Origin of the sequence: Actinomycetospora lutea, from assembly GCF_028737205.1 — a bacterium.
Lineage (GTDB): Bacteria > Actinomycetota > Actinomycetes > Mycobacteriales > Pseudonocardiaceae > Actinomycetospora > Actinomycetospora lutea.
This window is the reverse complement of sequence record NZ_JAQZAL010000007.1, coordinates 154,239-169,602: the sequence shown is the minus strand read 5'-3', so window position 1 is coordinate 169,602 and position 15,364 is coordinate 154,239. Positions and strand designations below refer to the sequence as shown.

General features: G+C 76.0%; 14 protein-coding genes. 10 read left to right on the top strand and 4 right to left on the bottom strand.

The genetic code is table 11. The features are described from left to right. Position 1: 1 nt before the first annotated feature. From PHK61_RS10265 to PHK61_RS10250, 4 genes are read right to left on the bottom strand one after another with little or no spacing between them, the layout of a single operon-like run. Positions 2-1,039, bottom strand: a complete 1,038-nt coding sequence (locus PHK61_RS10265) for an acyl-CoA dehydrogenase family protein (protein ID WP_274280864.1) — start codon at positions 1,037-1,039, stop codon at positions 2-4. Then, positions 1,036-2,181 carry an acyl-CoA dehydrogenase family protein gene (locus tag PHK61_RS10260; RefSeq protein WP_274280863.1) on the bottom strand — a complete coding sequence of 382 codons (1,146 nt, stop codon included), beginning with the start codon at positions 2,179-2,181 and terminating at the stop codon, positions 1,036-1,038. Before PHK61_RS10260 ends, PHK61_RS10265 begins: the two co-directional genes overlap by 4 nt. Next, complete coding sequence (locus tag PHK61_RS10255; RefSeq protein ID WP_274280862.1) at positions 2,178-2,915, bottom strand: enoyl-CoA hydratase-related protein; 738 nt, start codon at positions 2,913-2,915, stop codon at positions 2,178-2,180. The genes PHK61_RS10260 and PHK61_RS10255 overlap by 4 nt, the downstream gene beginning before the upstream one ends. After that, positions 2,915-5,011, bottom strand: coding sequence for an acetate--CoA ligase family protein (locus PHK61_RS10250; RefSeq protein ID WP_274280861.1), 2,097 nt, complete (start codon positions 5,009-5,011; stop codon positions 2,915-2,917). The genes PHK61_RS10255 and PHK61_RS10250 overlap by 1 nt, the downstream gene beginning before the upstream one ends. A gap of 110 nt (positions 5,012-5,121) precedes the next feature. Between PHK61_RS10250 and PHK61_RS10245 the strand changes: the two genes are divergently transcribed. The 10 genes from PHK61_RS10245 (at position 5,122) to PHK61_RS10190 (ending at position 15,364) form a co-directional block, all read left to right on the top strand. Further along, positions 5,122-5,796 (top strand): GntR family transcriptional regulator, encoded by a 675-nt coding sequence (locus PHK61_RS10245; protein WP_274280860.1) that lies wholly within the window; start codon positions 5,122-5,124, stop codon positions 5,794-5,796. 105 nt (positions 5,797-5,901) lie between these two features. Beyond that, positions 5,902-7,230 carry an MFS transporter gene (locus PHK61_RS10240; protein WP_274280859.1) on the top strand — a complete coding sequence of 443 codons (1,329 nt, stop codon included), beginning with the start codon at positions 5,902-5,904 and terminating at the stop codon, positions 7,228-7,230. Positions 7,231-7,239: 9 nt separating this feature from the next. Continuing rightward, a complete protein-coding gene (locus tag PHK61_RS10230) occupies positions 7,240-8,943 on the top strand; it encodes a UGSC family (seleno)protein (protein WP_420791377.1) in 1,704 nt (567 codons plus the stop codon). After that, positions 8,940-9,767 (top strand): NAD(P)/FAD-dependent oxidoreductase, encoded by an 828-nt coding sequence (locus tag PHK61_RS10225; RefSeq protein WP_274280856.1) that lies wholly within the window; start codon positions 8,940-8,942, stop codon positions 9,765-9,767. The genes PHK61_RS10230 and PHK61_RS10225 overlap by 4 nt, the downstream gene beginning before the upstream one ends. After that, a complete protein-coding gene (locus PHK61_RS32020; protein WP_420791376.1) occupies positions 9,764-10,297 on the top strand; it encodes a UGSC family (seleno)protein in 534 nt (177 codons plus the stop codon). Before PHK61_RS10225 ends, PHK61_RS32020 begins: the two co-directional genes overlap by 4 nt. A 31-nt stretch (positions 10,298-10,328) precedes the next feature. Further along, positions 10,329-11,342, top strand: a complete 1,014-nt coding sequence (locus PHK61_RS10210; protein WP_274280853.1) for a hypothetical protein — start codon at positions 10,329-10,331, stop codon at positions 11,340-11,342. After that, positions 11,339-12,283, top strand: coding sequence for a hypothetical protein (locus PHK61_RS10205; RefSeq protein WP_274280852.1), 945 nt, complete (start codon positions 11,339-11,341; stop codon positions 12,281-12,283). Before PHK61_RS10210 ends, PHK61_RS10205 begins: the two co-directional genes overlap by 4 nt. Before the next feature lie 134 nt (positions 12,284-12,417). Beyond that, positions 12,418-13,152 carry a response regulator transcription factor gene (locus tag PHK61_RS10200; RefSeq protein ID WP_274280851.1) on the top strand — a complete coding sequence of 245 codons (735 nt, stop codon included), beginning with the start codon at positions 12,418-12,420 and terminating at the stop codon, positions 13,150-13,152. Further along, positions 13,149-14,639: a sensor histidine kinase gene (locus PHK61_RS10195; protein WP_274280850.1), complete on the top strand. Its 1,491-nt coding sequence runs from the start codon at positions 13,149-13,151 to the stop codon at positions 14,637-14,639. The genes PHK61_RS10200 and PHK61_RS10195 overlap by 4 nt, the downstream gene beginning before the upstream one ends. Beyond that, positions 14,636-15,364: a DUF1707 SHOCT-like domain-containing protein gene (locus PHK61_RS10190; protein ID WP_274280849.1), complete on the top strand. Its 729-nt coding sequence runs from the start codon at positions 14,636-14,638 to the stop codon at positions 15,362-15,364. The genes PHK61_RS10195 and PHK61_RS10190 overlap by 4 nt, the downstream gene beginning before the upstream one ends.

Below are 15,364 nucleotides of genomic sequence, written 5' to 3'. Positions count from 1 at the left end.
CTCAGCGCACCCCTCGGGCGAGCGTCGGCCACAGCGCCTCCGGGCCGCCCGCCGCGAGGGTGTGGCCGAGCCGCGTCGACCACGCCCGCTCGCCACCCCACTCGTCGCGCCACGACCACAGCCGCCGGGTGAGGACACCGAGCGCGAACTCGCGCGTCACGCCCATCGCCCCGGTCGCCTGGTGCGCGGCCGCGGCGACGAGGCCGGCGGCCTCGGACGCGACGGCGGCGGCCGCGGCGACGTCGAGGTCCGCGGGCTCACCGTCCGGGCCCGCGCCGACGGCGGCCGAGCGCGCGGCCATGGCGGCCATCTCGGCCTGCTCGGCGATCCGCACGAGGTGGTCGGCGACGGCCGGGAACCGCGACACCGGGCGCCCGAACTGCACGCGCTCGCCGGTGTAGGTCACGGTGACCGCGAGGACCCGGCGCGCGGCGCCCGCGATCTGCGCGGCGCGGGCGAGGGCGCCGCGACGGGCGAGGGCCTCGCGGGCGTCGGCAGGCGCCGGAGCGGTGGTCTCGGGGACGACGCCGTCGAGGTCGACGGTCTCGCGGGGCTCGCCGGCGAGGTTGTGACCTGCGCTGATGCTCGTCGTGCCCGGGTCGATGACCGCGACCACCGGGCCGTCGGGGCCGTCGGCGAGCACGGCGATGCGGGACGAGGCCGACGCCCAGGGAACCCGCGCGAGCCGGCCCGTCAGCGTGCCGTCCGACAGCGTCACCGACCCGGTCCCCGTCGTCACCGGCCCGTCGGGCAGCGCCAGACCGGCGGAGGCGAGCAGCCGCCCGGCCAGCAGCCCGGTCTCGGCGACCGGCACCGGCGCGGCCGCGGCGCCGGCCGCCTCGAGCACCGCGCACGCCTCGGCGACCGAGCCGCCCGCGCCCCCGGCGCTCTCGGGCACGCCGACCGTCGTGAACCCGCCCGCGTGCAGCGGCTCCCACACCCCGGCCGCCCAGCCGTCGCGCTCGGCGGCCTCGAGGGCCCCGGGGGTGACGCGGTCGGCGAGCAGGTCGGCGACCGCCTCCCGGACCTCGGCGCTCATCGCCCGCCCCGCGTCAGCGCCTTGGCCGCGATCCCGCGCAGCACCTCGGTGGTGCCGCCGCGCAGCGTCCACGTCGGGGCGTTGAGCACGCACTCGGCCAGCAACTTGTCGAACATCGTCGGACCTCCCGGGTCGATCTCGCCACCCGCCGCGTCGCGGAGCGTCTCGACGACCTGCTGCTCGAACGTCGTGCCGATGTCCTTGACCAGCGACGCCTCCACCGCCGGCGCCTCGCCCTGGTCCAGCGAGCGGGCGACGGCCAGGGACAGTTGGCGGATCGTCCAGAGCCGCGCGCCGACCCGTCCGACGGCGGCGGCGGTGACGGCGTCGGGGTGGCGGCCGTGGACGTCGAGGAACGCGCGGTAGAGGCCGAGGATCGAGAGGTAGCGGTCGGGGCCCGAGCGCTCGTGGGCGAGCTCGGCGGTGACCTGCGCCCAGCCCTGCCCGACCTCGCCGAGGACCCGCTCGTCGGGGACGAAGACACCGTCGAGCACGACCTCGTTGACGTGCTCCTCGCCGTCGATCAGCGGGATCGGGGAGACGTGCACGCCGTCGGCGGAGAGGTCGACGATGAGCTGCGAGAGCCCGGCGTGGCGGTCGCCCTCGCCCTGCGGGGTCGTGCGGCAGAGCATCGCGGCGAAGTGGTTGAGGTGGGCGTTGGTGGTCCACACCTTGGTGCCCGAGACCCGCCAGCCGCCCTCGACGGGCGTGGCCGTCGTCCGCACGGACGCGAGGTCCGAGCCGGCGTCGGGCTCGCTCATGCCGAGCGAGAACCAGCACTCGCCGGCGGCGATCCGCGGCAGGAACCACTGCCGCTGCTCCTCGGTGCCGAAGCGCAGGAAGGCGGGCGCGGACTGGCGCTCGGCGATCCAGTGCGCGGCGATCGGGGCGCCCGCGGCGAGCAGCTCCTCGATGACGACGAAGCGGCGCACCGTGCTCGCGCCCGCCCCGCCGTACGCGGTCGGGATCGCCATGCCGACCCAACCGCGCTCGGCGAGCGCGCGCGTGAACTCGGGGTCGTGGCGGCCGCCGAGCCCGAGACCGGGGCGGAAGCCGTCGGGCAGGGTCTCGGCGAGGAAGGTGCGCACCTCCTCGCGCAGCGCCTCCTCGTCGGCCGACAGCGGGGTCGGGTCGAAGATCACTGGGTCCCCCTCCGGCGCTGGCTCCACATCTGCGTGGCGCGCTCGAACTCCACGGCCGCGTCCCACGGCAGGCCCGGCGGTCCGGTCTCGGTGCGGAACGAGCGGGCGGCCTCGCGGGCCAGGTCGGGGTCCCTCGCCGGCACGGCCGCGAGGGCGAGGGCGGTGTCGTCGACGTCGGAGTCCGCGACCGCGCGCCAGGCCAGCCCGATCTCCGCGGCCCGGGTGCCGTCGATCTCCTCGCCGAACAGGCCCATCGCCGCGGTCGCCTCTCGGCCGGCGGTGCGGTTCGCGATGGTGAAGAAGCCGCCGCCGGGGTGCAGGCCGATGCGCAGGAAGCCCGCGAGCAGGCGCGCGTCGTGAGCGACGACGCGCAGGTCGGTGGCGAGCACGAGGTTGAGGCCGGCGCCGACGGCCGCGCCCCGGACGGCGGCGATCGTCGGCACGGCCAGGGTGCCGACGCGCCGGAACGCCCCGTAGACGGCGCCGGTGTCGCGGAAGGCGGAGTCCTCGGCCTGGTCGGCGCCGGGGTTCCACGTGCGGCGGTCGGCGCCCGAGCAGAAGGTGCCGTTCGCGCCGCGGACCACGGCGGCGCCGACGGAGCGGTCGGCGTCGACGGTGTCGCACGCGTCGGCCAGCTCGCGGCCCATGGCCGGGGTCAGCGCGTTGCGGACGTCGGGGGCGTCGACGGTCAGCACCGCGACGCCGTCGGTGATCTCGAGCCCGATGGTGCCCACTAGGTCTCCGTTCTCAGGATGTCCACGGCGATCGCTCCCTCGGCGTGTCGCGGATCCGAGGATGTGGCGATCCTGGCGTCCAGTGCCAGCGATGCCGCATCGCTGGTACTCCTCGCCGGCAGGAGCACCAGCGGGTTGACCTCCAGTTCGCCGAGCCCGGGCACGGCGCACGCGCGGGAGAGGCGGACGATCGCGTCGACGGCGGCGTCCAGGTCCACGCCCGGGGCCCCGCGGTGACCGGCGAGCAGCGGCCAGCAGCGCAGCGCGCCCAGCAGCGTGCGCGCCGTCTCGGGCGTCACCGGCGCGAGGGCGTGGACGACGTCGCGGTGCACCTCGGTCGCCGTGCCGCCGTGCCCGACCGTGAGCACCGGCGGCCAGCCGTCGCGCCCGCCGTCGACCGCCACGAGCAGCTCCACCCCGGCCGGTACCTGCTCCTGCACGAGCACGCCCGTGGCGCCGGGGAGTGCCGCGAGCTCGGCGTGGACCGCGGCGGCGTCGGCGGTCGTCACGCCCAGCCGGACCGCGCGCGCCTCGGTCTTGTGCTCGAGCCCCTCGGCCTTGAGGACGGCGACACCGCCGAGCTCGTCGACGGCGTCCGCCGGGTCGGGTGCGAGCGAGGACAGGGGTCGCCGCACCCCGAGCGCGTCGAGCAGGGCCCAGCCGTCGCCGGGCACGGGCGCCGCGGGCTCGAGGACGTCCGGTGCCGCCCCGTCCGGCGCGGCCACGGCGTCGAGCACCCGGACCGCGAGCGCGATCGACGAGAACACCGGGATGCCGGCCTCGCGCAGCAGGGCGCGGGCCGGCGCCGTGCCGTCCTCGCCGGCCATCCACACCACGGCGACGGGCGGGGCGTCGGGACCCTGCTCGGCGACGGTGGCGGCGAGGTCGCGGGCCAGGGCCATCGCGGTCTCGCCGACGAGCATCGTGAGCAGGACCAGCACCGCGTCGACCGACGCGTCGGCGCGCACGATCCCGCACACCTCGCCGAACGCGCCCCCGCCCTCGTTGAACAGCTGGGCGGTGACGTCGACGGGGTTGGCCACGGCCCCGAACTCGGGCACGAGGCGGGCGAGCTTCTCCTGGGTCTCGGCGGTCAGCTCGGGGACGGCGAGCCCCGCGTCGCTGGCCCGGTCGGCGGCGAGGATGCCGGCGCCCCCGGAGCTCGTGACCAGCCCGACCGACCGCCCGGCCGGACCGTGCCGGCCCCGGAGCATGGTGGCCGCGGCGAGCAGCTCCTCGACGTCGTCGACGAGCACCACGCCGTACCGGCGCGAGACCAGGCGGAACGCGGTGTCGTCGCCCAGCATCGCGCCGGTGTGCGAGACCGCGGCGCGCCGCCCGGGCGCCGAGCGCCCGGAGCGCAGGACGACGAGCGCCGTGCCGTGCGCGCGGGCCTCGCCCGCGAGCGCGGCGTAGTCGTCCGGGTCGGGCAGCGACTCCGCGTAGACGGTGAGGACCGTGATCTCGGGGTCGGCGACGAGGTGGCGCCCGATCTCGGTGAGCGACACGTCGGCCTCGTTGCCGGTGCTGACCCAGGCGGAGAGGTCGAGGCCGCGCTCGGCGGCGACGTCGAGCACCGAGCCCCCGATCGCCCCGCTCTGCCCGACGTAGGCGATGCCGCTGGAGCCGGTCAGCGGGCGCTCGCCGGCCCCGGTGAAGGTCGCGAAAAGGCGGCTGCGCGCGTCGTAGAGGCCCTGGCAGTTGGGGCCGAGCACGCGGGTGCCGGCGGCGCGCGCGGCGGCGACCAGCTCGTCCTGCAGGGCCCGGCCCGCGTCGCCGACCTCGGCGAACCCGGAGGCGAACACGACGACCGCGGCCGCGCCGGCCGCACCCGCCTCGGTGACCGCCGCGGCGGCCCGCTCGGCGGGGACGAGGGCGAGCGCGAGGTCGACGCCGCCGTCGACCTCGGCGAGCGAGGCGACGCACGGCACGCCGCCCAGCTCGGCGTACTTGGGGTTGACCGGGTGCACCCGCCCGGCGAACCCTCGTTCGGTGAGCCAGCGCAGCGGGCGCGCCATGGGGTTGTCCGCCCGGCCGGTGGCGCCGATGAGCGCGACCGAGCGCGGCGCGAGGACCCGGTCCCACTCCGTGCTCACGACGCGAACCTAGGTCGACGGGCCCGGCGGGCACAACCGATCGGACACCATTTCGTATCCCATCGTCCGCGCCAGGGGTCCCGCTACCCTGCACCCGGGGAGGTGGGCGCGTGGTCAGTGCCGAGACGGAGCCGGCCCGGCGGGCGACGAGCGTGCAGCGCGCGGTGACGGAGATCCGCCGGATGCTGCGCTCGCGCGAGCTGGTGCCCGGCCAGCAGATCCGCCAGGAGACGCTCGCCGCGCGCCTCGGCGTCAGCCGCATCCCGGTGCGCGAGGCCCTCAAGACCCTCGAGGCCGAGGGCGTGCTGCGCCACGAGCCGCACGTCGGCTACGCGGTGGCCCGCCTGAACGCCGACGAGCTCGCGCAGATCTACCTCATGCGCCGGGCGCTCGAGACCGAGGTGCTCCGCGCGCTGCCGAAGCTCACCGGCGAGCAGCTCCGCGAGCTCACGGCCCTCAACGAGGCGATCACCGAGCAGGTCGACAAGGTCGACGTGGCCGGCATCGTCGCGGCCAACCAGGCGTTCCACTTCGCGATGTTCCGGCTCTCGGGCCTCGACCTCGTCGTCGACGAGATCGACCGGCTGTGGCGGCGCAGCGAGCCCTACCGGACGGTCCACCTCTACGACTCCGGCGGCCGCGCCCGGGTGGTGCGCGAGCACCGCAAGATGATCACCGCGCTGCGGCGCGGGGACACCGGGGCCGTGGTCGCCCTCATGGACGCGCACCGCGACCACACCGTCGCCGACCTGAGCGCCGCGCTGGGGCTGCCGCCCAGGGCGTAGCCGAGATCGTATCCAATCCACCCTGGACTTCCCGCGTGTGACCCACCTAACCTCCGCCACACGAACGGCGCGCGCAGCGACGCGCGGTCACCGCGGAGGAGCCCCATGACCGCCGAGCAGGACCGTAGGGACACCTCCGGCACGGACCCCGCCGGCGCGGGCACGCAGACCGCCGCACCACCCGGGACCGGGTCGCCCGAGTACACCCCCGGCGAGCGGCGCCGCATCCTCGGCGCGGCCTGCCTGGGCTGGGGCATGGAGTACTTCGACTTCATGCTCCCGACGCTGCTCGCGGGCGCGATCATGAACCACTACGGCGTCTCGGCCGGCGTGTTCGGCGTCGCGATCGCGGGGCAGCTCGTCGGCTCCGCGATCGGCGGCGTCCTCTTCGGCTGGCTCGGCGACCGCTACGGGCGGCGCCGCACGCTGATCTGGTCGATCCTCATCTACTCGATCGCCACCGGCCTGGTGTTCTTCGCCCCGAACTTCGCGGTGTTCCTCGTGCTCCGGATCCTCACCGGCATCGGGACCGGCGGCGAGTGGGCGGTCGGCTTCGCCTGGCTCAACGAGGCGTGGGCCCCGAAGCGCCGCGGGCTCGGCGGCGGCGTGGTGCAGGCGTCGCTGTGGCCGGCGTACGCGCTCGCGGTGCTCGTCGCCCAGCTCGTCGTCGACTGGCGGGTCGCGTTCCTGCTCGGTGTCCTGCCCGCCCTCGCCTGCATCTGGATCCGGTTCGGCTGCCGCGAGTCGCGCCAGTGGGAGGAGCTGCAGCGGCGCAAGGCCGCGGGCCTGCTCACCGAGACCACGGCTGCCCAGGCGTCCCGGTCGCCGTGGCGCCAGCTGGTCGCGAAGGACTCGCTGCCGATCGTGCTCGTCGGCCTGGTCGTCGCGTTCGGCGCCCAGTGGGTGCCCTACACCGCCACGGCCTGGATGCCCTCGATGCTCAAGACCGACCTCGGCTTCGACGCCGGCACCGCGAGCCTCGTGCTCTACCTCGCCGCGGCGATCTCGTTCGTCGGCTTCATCCTCGCCGGCTGGCTGTCCGACCGGTGGGGACGCCGGCGCGTGTTCGTCACGTTCGCCGCGCTGCAGACCGTGACGTTCGCGGTGATGCTCGTGCTCGCCCTCGGCGGCGAGGGCCTGGGCAACTTCGTGTGGCTCTACCTCGCGTCGAGCCTGTTCCTGGGCTACTTCGGCATCTTCGGGGTCTGGTTCGGCGAGCTGTTCCCGACCCGCATCCGCTCGCTCGGCTCGGCCGCCGCCTACAACATCGGCCGCGGCCTGTCGGGCATCGGGACGATCATCGGCGGGGTCGTCGCGACGAGCGCCGGCTACGGCATCGCGGTGGGCATCGCCGTCGTGGGCGCCGCGATCGTCACCGTCGCCGCCCTGTTCCTGCGCGACCGGGCCGGTCGCGTCATCACCGCCGACGAGTAGGGGAGCACCGTGAGCGAGCCTCGCTACGAGGTCCTGGGGCCGCTGGGCCCGCGGGTGGTCGGCGACGTCGCCGAGCACGGGCGCCCGTCGTCGCTGGCGGGCCGGCGCGTGGCCTACCTCTGGGACGAGCTCTTCCGCGGCCCGGAGATGTTCGACGTGATCTCCGAGGTGGCGCGCGAGCGCCACGGCGACGTCGGGTTCGTGGGGTGGGAGGAGTTCGGCAACTTCCACGCCTCGGCCGCCGAGGAGCGCCGGGTGCTCGACGCCCTGCCCGAGCTGCTGCGCGCCCACCGCGTCGACCTCGTGGTCGCCGCGGTCGGCGCTTGAGGCTCCTGCATGCCTGCCGTGATGCGGGCAGCGGCCACCGCCGAGCGCGCCGGGGTGCCGGCGGTCGCGATCGGCGGCGCGGGGTTCGAGGGCATGGGACGGGCCGTCGGCACGTCACTCGGCGTCGGGCACGTCCCGATCGTCAGCTACCCCGGCGTGATCCTCACCGACCCCACCGAGGTGTTCCGGACGAAGATGCGGGACGCGGTGGCGCCGGCGGTGGTGGAGGCGCTGGTGGCGGGGTCGACGGCCGCCGAGCCGGAGGCCGAGTCAGCCGACCACGGCCCCACCGAGGTCGTCGCCCGCGGCGGCCTGGACGACATCCACGACCTCTTCGAGGCCCGCGGCTGGACCGACGGCCTGCCGAGCGTGCCGCCCACCCCGCAGCGGGTCGCGGCGTTCCTCGACCACACGCGCCGCGACCCCGACGAGGTCCTCGGCGTGCTCGCGCCCGAGCTGCGGCAGGCCACGGTGCGCAGCGTCGCGGTCAACGGCGTGATGGCCGGGTGCCGCCCGCAGGACCTGCCGGTGCTGCTGGCGATCGTCGAGTGCGTCGCCGACCCGGTGTTCCGGGTGCAGGACGCGGGGTCGACGCCGGGCTGGGAACCCCTGGTCGTGCTGTCCGGGCCCGTCGTGGAGCGCCTCGGCTTCCACAGCGGGACGGGCGCGATGCGCGTCGGGCGGCGCGCGAACACCGCGGTCGGGCGGTTCCTGCGCCTGTACCTGCGCAACGTCGCGGGCCTGCGCATCCCGCCCGGGCAGACCGACCAGGGCGCGATCGCCTCGACCTGGCACGTCGCGCTGGCCGAGGACGACGCCGCCGTGCGGGGACTCGGCTGGCCGTCGTTCCGGGTCGACCGGGGCTTCGACGACGCCGACAGCGTCGTCACCGTGCAGAGCGTCGTCGCCGTCAGCGCCCCGATCTACTCCGGCGGCGAGACCGCGGCCGACCACCTCGACGCGCTGACGACGATCTTCGGCAACGCGATCGGGCCGTGGGCGTACACGGGCCTGGAGTTCGGCGCGTTCCACCCGCTGCTCGTGCTCGGGCCGGCCGTGGCGACGGCGCTCGCCGGGTTCGGCGTCGACAAGGACGCGCTGCGCCGCCACCTGGCCCAGCACATGCGGGTGCCGGTGCGCCAGCTGCAGGCGTGCGCGTGGAACGTCGGCTCCACGAGCTTCGACCTCGACGCGTCGGTCGCCGCGGGCGAGCTCGACGAGCGCTACGCCGGCACCGATCCCGACCGGCTCGTGCCGATGGTGCCGCGCGCCGAGGACATCGGGATCGTGCTGGCGGGCAACGCGAGCCGCAACCAGTCCCGCGGCTTCGTGCAGAACCACGTGCAGGGAGTGCCGGTGAGCCGGCGTATCGAGGAGGTCACGTGAGCACGGACCGGGACGTCGTGGTCGTGGGAGCCGGGATCGCCGGGCTGACCGCGGCGCGCGCCTGCGCCGAGCGGGACCTGCGCGTCGTCGCCCACGACGCGCTGGCGCCGGGCGGGCAGCTGATCAACCTCGGTGCGCTGGCCGACTGGTCCGGGGAGCCGACGACCGGCCCCGACCTCATGGGCGCGCTGCTCACCGACGTCGTGGAGCGCGGCGTGGAGATCGCCTACGGCGAGGTCACCGGCCTGCGGACCGACCCGCTCACCGTCGAGGCCGCCGAGGGGCCGGTCACGACGCGCGCGGTCGTCGTCGCCACCGGCCGGCGGCCGGGGCGGCTCGACGTCGCGGGCGCCGACGCCTGGGAGGGGCGCGGGCTCTCGCACTGCGCGACGTGCGACGGGCCGCTGCACGCCGGGCGCGAGGTCGTGGTCGTCGGCGACGACGAGTGGAGCGCGCGCGAGGCGCTCGAGCTCGCCGGGATCGCGAAGCGGGTCACGCTGGTCAGCGCCGCGCCGGCCTGGTCGGCGTCCCTCACGCGCCGCCTCGACGAGGCCGTGGACCGGCGCAGCGGCACCGTCGCCGCGCTCGAGGGGGAGGGGACGCTCGCCGGGGTCCGCCTCGCCGACGGGGAGGTGCTCGAGGCGTCCGGGATCTTCGTCTACACCCACGCCGACCCGCGCACCGAGCTGCTCGACGGCCTGCCCGCCGATGCGGCGGTCTTCCCGGCCGGCGATGTCACCGGCGCCGACCGCACCCTGCTCGCCGCCGCCGCCGACGGCCTGCGCGCCGGGCTCGCGGTCGTCGCCCGTCTCGAGGAGGAGTGATCGTGCGCATCGTCGACCCCACGTCCGGGATCGCGCCCTCGGAGACGGTCGCCGTGGCCGCGTCCTCGGGGAGTCCGGCCGGAGCCCTCTGCGGCCTGTCCAACTCCAAGCCCGGCGCCCACGACCTGCTCGAGGCCATCGGCCGGCGCCTCGCCGACGACCACGGGCTCGGGCCCCACGGGCTGGAGGCGAAGCCGAGCGCGGCGGTCGGCGCGGACCCCGCGCTGCTCGACCACCTCGCCGCCCGGTATCGGCTGGCCGTCGTCGCGATCGGTGATTGAGGCTCGTGCTCGTCGTGGAGTCTCCACGACTCGCTCGAGCTCGAGCGCCGCGGCGTGCGCTCGATCCTCGTCGTCACCTCGTCGTTCCTGCCGCTGGTGACCGCCCAGGCGAAGGCCCGTCGGGCCGACCCGCGGCTCGTCGTGGTCGACCACCCGATCGGCGGGCTGTCGCCGGAGGAGTTCGCCGGACGCGAGGAGACGGCCTACGCCGGGGTGGTCGCGGAACTGCGGTCGATGGGGGAGCTGTGACCGGAGACGAAGCGAAGCGGGAGCTCGACCCATGAACACCGACACGCTGGACCTGCCCGAGGTCGACGACGCCTGGGCCTGGATGGCGGCCTGCGAGGAGCGCGGCTGGGGCGACGGGCTCCCGACGATCCCGCCGACCGAGGAGCGGGTGGCGACGATGCTGGCGGGGGCGCCGTCGGTCGATCTCGGTCCGCTCCCGCCGCGCGGGGTCACCCCGACCCTACGCTCCATCGCCGCCAACGCGGTGATGGCCGGCTGCCGCCCGGCGGACCTGCCGGTGCTGCTCGCGGCGATCGCCGCCGTGCAGGACGAGGCCTACAACCTGCACGGCACCCTCGCGACGACGCACCCGTGCGCGCCGATGGTGCTGGTCAGCGGCCCGGTGCGCGAGACGCTGGGGCTCAACAGCGGCGGCAACTGCCTGGGCCCGGGCACGCGGGGCAACGCGGTGATCGGGCGGGCGCTCTCGCTCGTGCTGCTGCACGTCGGCGGCGCGCGCCCGGGCGTGCTCGACCGTTCGACACAGGGGTCGCCGGCGAAGTACACGTTCTGCTTCGCCGAGGCCGACTCGCCGTTCGACCCGCTCGCGGTGCAGCGGGGGTTCGCGCCCGGCGAGAGCGTCGTGTCGGTGATGGCTGCCGAGCCGCCGCACAACGTCAACGACCACGGCAGCACCACCGGCGCGGAGATCCTGCTGACCGTCGCCGGGACGATGGCGCAGCCCGGGTCCAACAACGTGTACGTGCGCGGACCGCACCTGCTGCTGCTCGGCCCGGAGCACGCCGCGACCCTGCACCGCGATGGCTGGACGCCGGCGTCGATCCGCGCGCACCTCTGGGAGCATGCGCGCATCCCGGTCGCGCACGTCTCGGAGGGCAACCGGCGGCAGTTCGTCGAGTGGGGCGTCGAGCCCGACGGGGACGCCTACACGGTCAGCGACGCGCCGGAGAACCTGCACCTCGCCGTTGCGGGCGGGGCCGGCAAGCACTCGGCGTGGATCCCGTCGTTCGGCGGGACGGCGCTGGTGTCGCGCGTGGTGCCGTGAGCACCGTCCCCGAGGGCACCGACGTCGTCGAGGCGACCGCCGCGCTGCTCGCCGACGGGGTCGGCGACGGGCTCCCGGTCGTGCCGCCGACGCCGTCGCGGGTGTCGGCGGTGCTCGAGGGCACCGCCGACCCGGACGCGGTCCTGGGGCTGGTGCCGCCGCTGTTCGGCGAGCTCACGCCGCGGGTGGTGGCCACGTGCTGCGTGCTCGCGGGCGCGCCCGCGGCGGCGCTGCCCGTGGTGCTCGCGGCGGCGACGGCCTGCCTCGCGCCGGAGCTCAACCTGCTCGGGGTCGCGACGACGACCGGGACCGCGGCCGTGGCGATGGTCGTCGCCGGCCCGGTCGCCGCGCGGATCGGTCTGACCCACGGCACCGGGATGCTCGGACCCGGCCCGCACACGAACGGCGCGGTCGGTCGCGCGCTGGCGCTGACCCTGGCGACGGCGGGCGGCGTGCGGCCCGGCACGACCACGATGGCGACCACCGCCCAGCCCGCCCGCTACACGTGCTGCCTCGCCGCGGATCCCGACGGACCCTGGGCGACCCCGGGCGACGCCGTCACCGTGCTGCCGGTCGGCGGCACCGCCGAGGTCCTGCCGCGCGACGACCGCGACGACCCGGACGCCGTCCTCGACCCCGTGGCCGACGCGCTCGCCGGGGCCGTCCGCGCCGCCGGCGACCCCGTCCGGGGTCGCGAGATGACCCAGGCCGTCGTCCTCCCGCCCGAGGTCGCCGCCCGGCTGGCCTCGGTGTTCCCGACCGTCGACGCCCTGGGCGCGGAGCTGCGCCGGCGCGGCGACGCGGTGCTCGGAGGCCCGGTCGCCGCCGAGGTCCTCCCGGTCGTGGCCGGCGGCCCCGGCCTCAAGATGCTCCACCTGCCCGGCTGGATGGGCGGCTCCCGCGCCGTCACCCACCCATGTGAGCGAAATTCCGGGCTATAGCCCGGAATTTCGCTCACATACTCCGTTCGGCCCTTCCGTGACCGGACCGGATCCGCTGCGTGAGCGGCTCTCGCACAGCGGGCGCACAGGAAGCACCCAGCGGGGGCCGACGGAGGCCTGCGAGGCTGACGCCCATGAACGCCGCGACCCGCGCCGACCTGCGCCGACCCGACGGCCCCCCGGTCCGCGCGCTCGTCGTCGACGACGAGCCGACGCTGGCCGAGCTGCTGTCCATGGCCCTGCGCTACGAGGGCTGGGACGTGCGCAGCGCGGGCGACGGGCTGGGTGCGGTGCGGCAGGGCCGCGAGTTCCGCCCCGACGTGGTCGTGCTCGACGTGATGCTGCCCGACATCGACGGCTTCGAGGTGCTGCGCCGCCTGCGCGCGGACAGCCCCGACGTCCCGGTCCTCTTCCTCACCGCGCGCGACGCCGTCGAGGACCGGGTCGCCGGCATCACCGCGGGCGGCGACGACTACGTGACCAAGCCGTTCAGCCTCGAGGAGGTCGTCGCCCGGCTGCGCGGCCTGCTGCGGCGCGCGGCGGTGGCGACGGCCGTGCGCGGAGACGCGACGCTGGCCGTCGGCGACCTGACCCTCGACGAGGACAGCCATGAGGTCAGCCGCGACGGCGCGCTGATCGAGCTCACGGCCACCGAGTTCGAGCTGCTGCGCTTCCTCATGCGCAACCCGCGCCGCGTGCTGTCGAAGGCCCAGATCCTCGACCGGGTCTGGAACTACGACTTCGGCGGCCAGTCCAACATCGTCGAGCTGTACATCTCCTACCTGCGCAAGAAGATCGACGCGGGCCGTGCGCCGATGATCCACACCGTCCGCGGCGCCGGCTACGTGCTCAAGCCGGCGGCGGGATGAGCCGGGTGCGGTCGCTGCAGAGCCGGCTCGTGGTGTCGACGGTCCTGCTGCTGACCGCGGTCTTCCTCGTCGTCGGGGTGGGCGCGGCGCTGTCGCTGCGCGGCTACCTCTACCGCCAGCTCGACGACCAGGTCAGCGAGATCGCCCGCTTCCGCAGCGACCCGCTGCCGGGCGACCCGGACCGACGCCCGCCGCCGCCCGACGCCGGCGGCGGCTTCGTCGGCGGCGGGCCCGACCGCCCGGCCAACACGCTCGAGGTCACCGTCGACGACGGCCGGATCGTGCGCGCGGTCCTGCTCGGCCGGCCCGGCACGAGCCGCCCGGTGGCGCCCGAGCAGGTCGCCCCCGCGATCGCGACCACGCCCGGCCAGCCCCCGCACACCGTCGACCTCGAGGAGCTGGGCAGCTTCCGCTTCGCCGCGGCGCGAGGTGACGACGGCACGGTGACCGTCGTGGGCCTGTCGACCGACGCCCTCGAGAACACCGTCGGCGAGCTCGTCGTCCGCGAGGCGGTGATCTTCGGGATCGGCGTCGTCCTCGCCGGGGCCGCGGCCGCGTTCACCACGCGGCTGACGCTGCGCCCGCTGCACCGCGTGTCGGCCACGGCCCGGCGCGTCTCGGAGCTGCCGCTGTCCTCCGGCGAGGTCGAGCTCGCCGAGCGGGTGCCCGACGCCGACGCCGACCCGCGCACGGAGGTCGGCCAGGTCGGGGCCGCGCTCAACCGCATGCTCGGCCACGTCGGCGCCGCGCTCGCCGCCCGCCAGGACAGCGAGACCCGGCTGCGGCGCTTCGTCGCCGACGCCAGCCACGAGCTGCGCACCCCCCTCGCGGCGATCCGCGGCTACACCGAGCTGGCGACGCGGCGCGCCGACGAGCTGCCGCCCGAGGTCGCCGGCCTGCTCGAGCGCATGGGCTCGCAGACCCAGCGGATGACCGCGCTGGTGGAGGACCTGCTGCTGCTCGCGCGCCTCGACGCCGGGCGGCCGCTGGCCCGCGAGCCCGTCGACCTGACCCGGCTCGTCGTCGACGCCGTCACCGACGCCCACGTCGCCGCGCCGGAGCACCGGTGGTCGCTGGACCTGCGCGACGAGCAGCCCGTCGAGGTCGTCGGTGACCCGGAGCGGCTGCACCAGGTCGTCGCCAACCTGCTCGCCAACGCCCGCACCCACACGCCTCCGGGCACACTCGTCACGGTCGGGCTGCACGCGGTCGACGGCGACGGTGTGGTGCGGCTCGACGTCGTCGACGACGGGCCCGGCATCCCGCCCGACCTGCTGCCGCACGTCGCCGAGCGCTTCGCCCGCGGCGACACCGGACGGGCCCGCACCACCGGCAGCACCGGGCTCGGGCTCTCGATCGTCTCGGCGGTCGTCGCCGAGCACGGCGGCGCGCTGCGGATCGCCAGCCGGGCGGGGGAGACCCGCTTCACGGTCGACCTGCCGACCGCTCCCGCCCGTCCGGAGGTCGGCCTATCCTCCCGGCCATGAGTCAGCCCGACCCGGAGGGTGAGCCCGCGCGCGACCCGGCCGTGCCCGCCCCGCCACCGATGCGGGCCTCCGACGCGGAGCGCGAGCAGGTCGCCGAGGTCGTGCGCCAGGCCGTCTCCGACGGGCGGCTCACGATCGTCGAGGGCGACGAGCGCCTGCGCGACGTCTACGCCGCCGTGTACCGCCGCGACCTCGAGCCCGTCACCGCCGACCTGCAGCCGGCGTCGTCCTCGCCCGCCGCCCCGGTGCGCCGCCCGGTCGGGCGTCTCGACCGGCCGTCGTCGACGACCTCGGTGGCCGTGCTGTCCGGGGTGACCAAGCGCGGCGACTGGACCCCCGGCCACACCCACCGCGTCATCGCGTTCTGGGGCGGCGCGGAGCTGTACTTCCGCGACGCCCGCCTCGACGAGGCCGGCCTGACGATCGGGGCGATCGCGATCATGGGTGGCGTGACCATCGACCTGCGCGGCATCCCCGCGGGCGTCGAGGTCACCATCCAGGCCGTCGCGATCATGGGTGGCATCGACGTGACCGTCGACCCCGGCACCACGGTGATCGAGGACGGGTTCGGGTTCATGGGCGCGTTCGAGGACGGCTCCGGTTCCCCGGCGTCCCCCGACGGTGCACGTGTGCGCGTCACCGGGCTCGCGCTCATGGGCGGCGTGTCGGTCAACCGCAAGCCGCTCGAGCTCGAGGGCGACGGCCGCCGCGCCCTCGATGAGTGA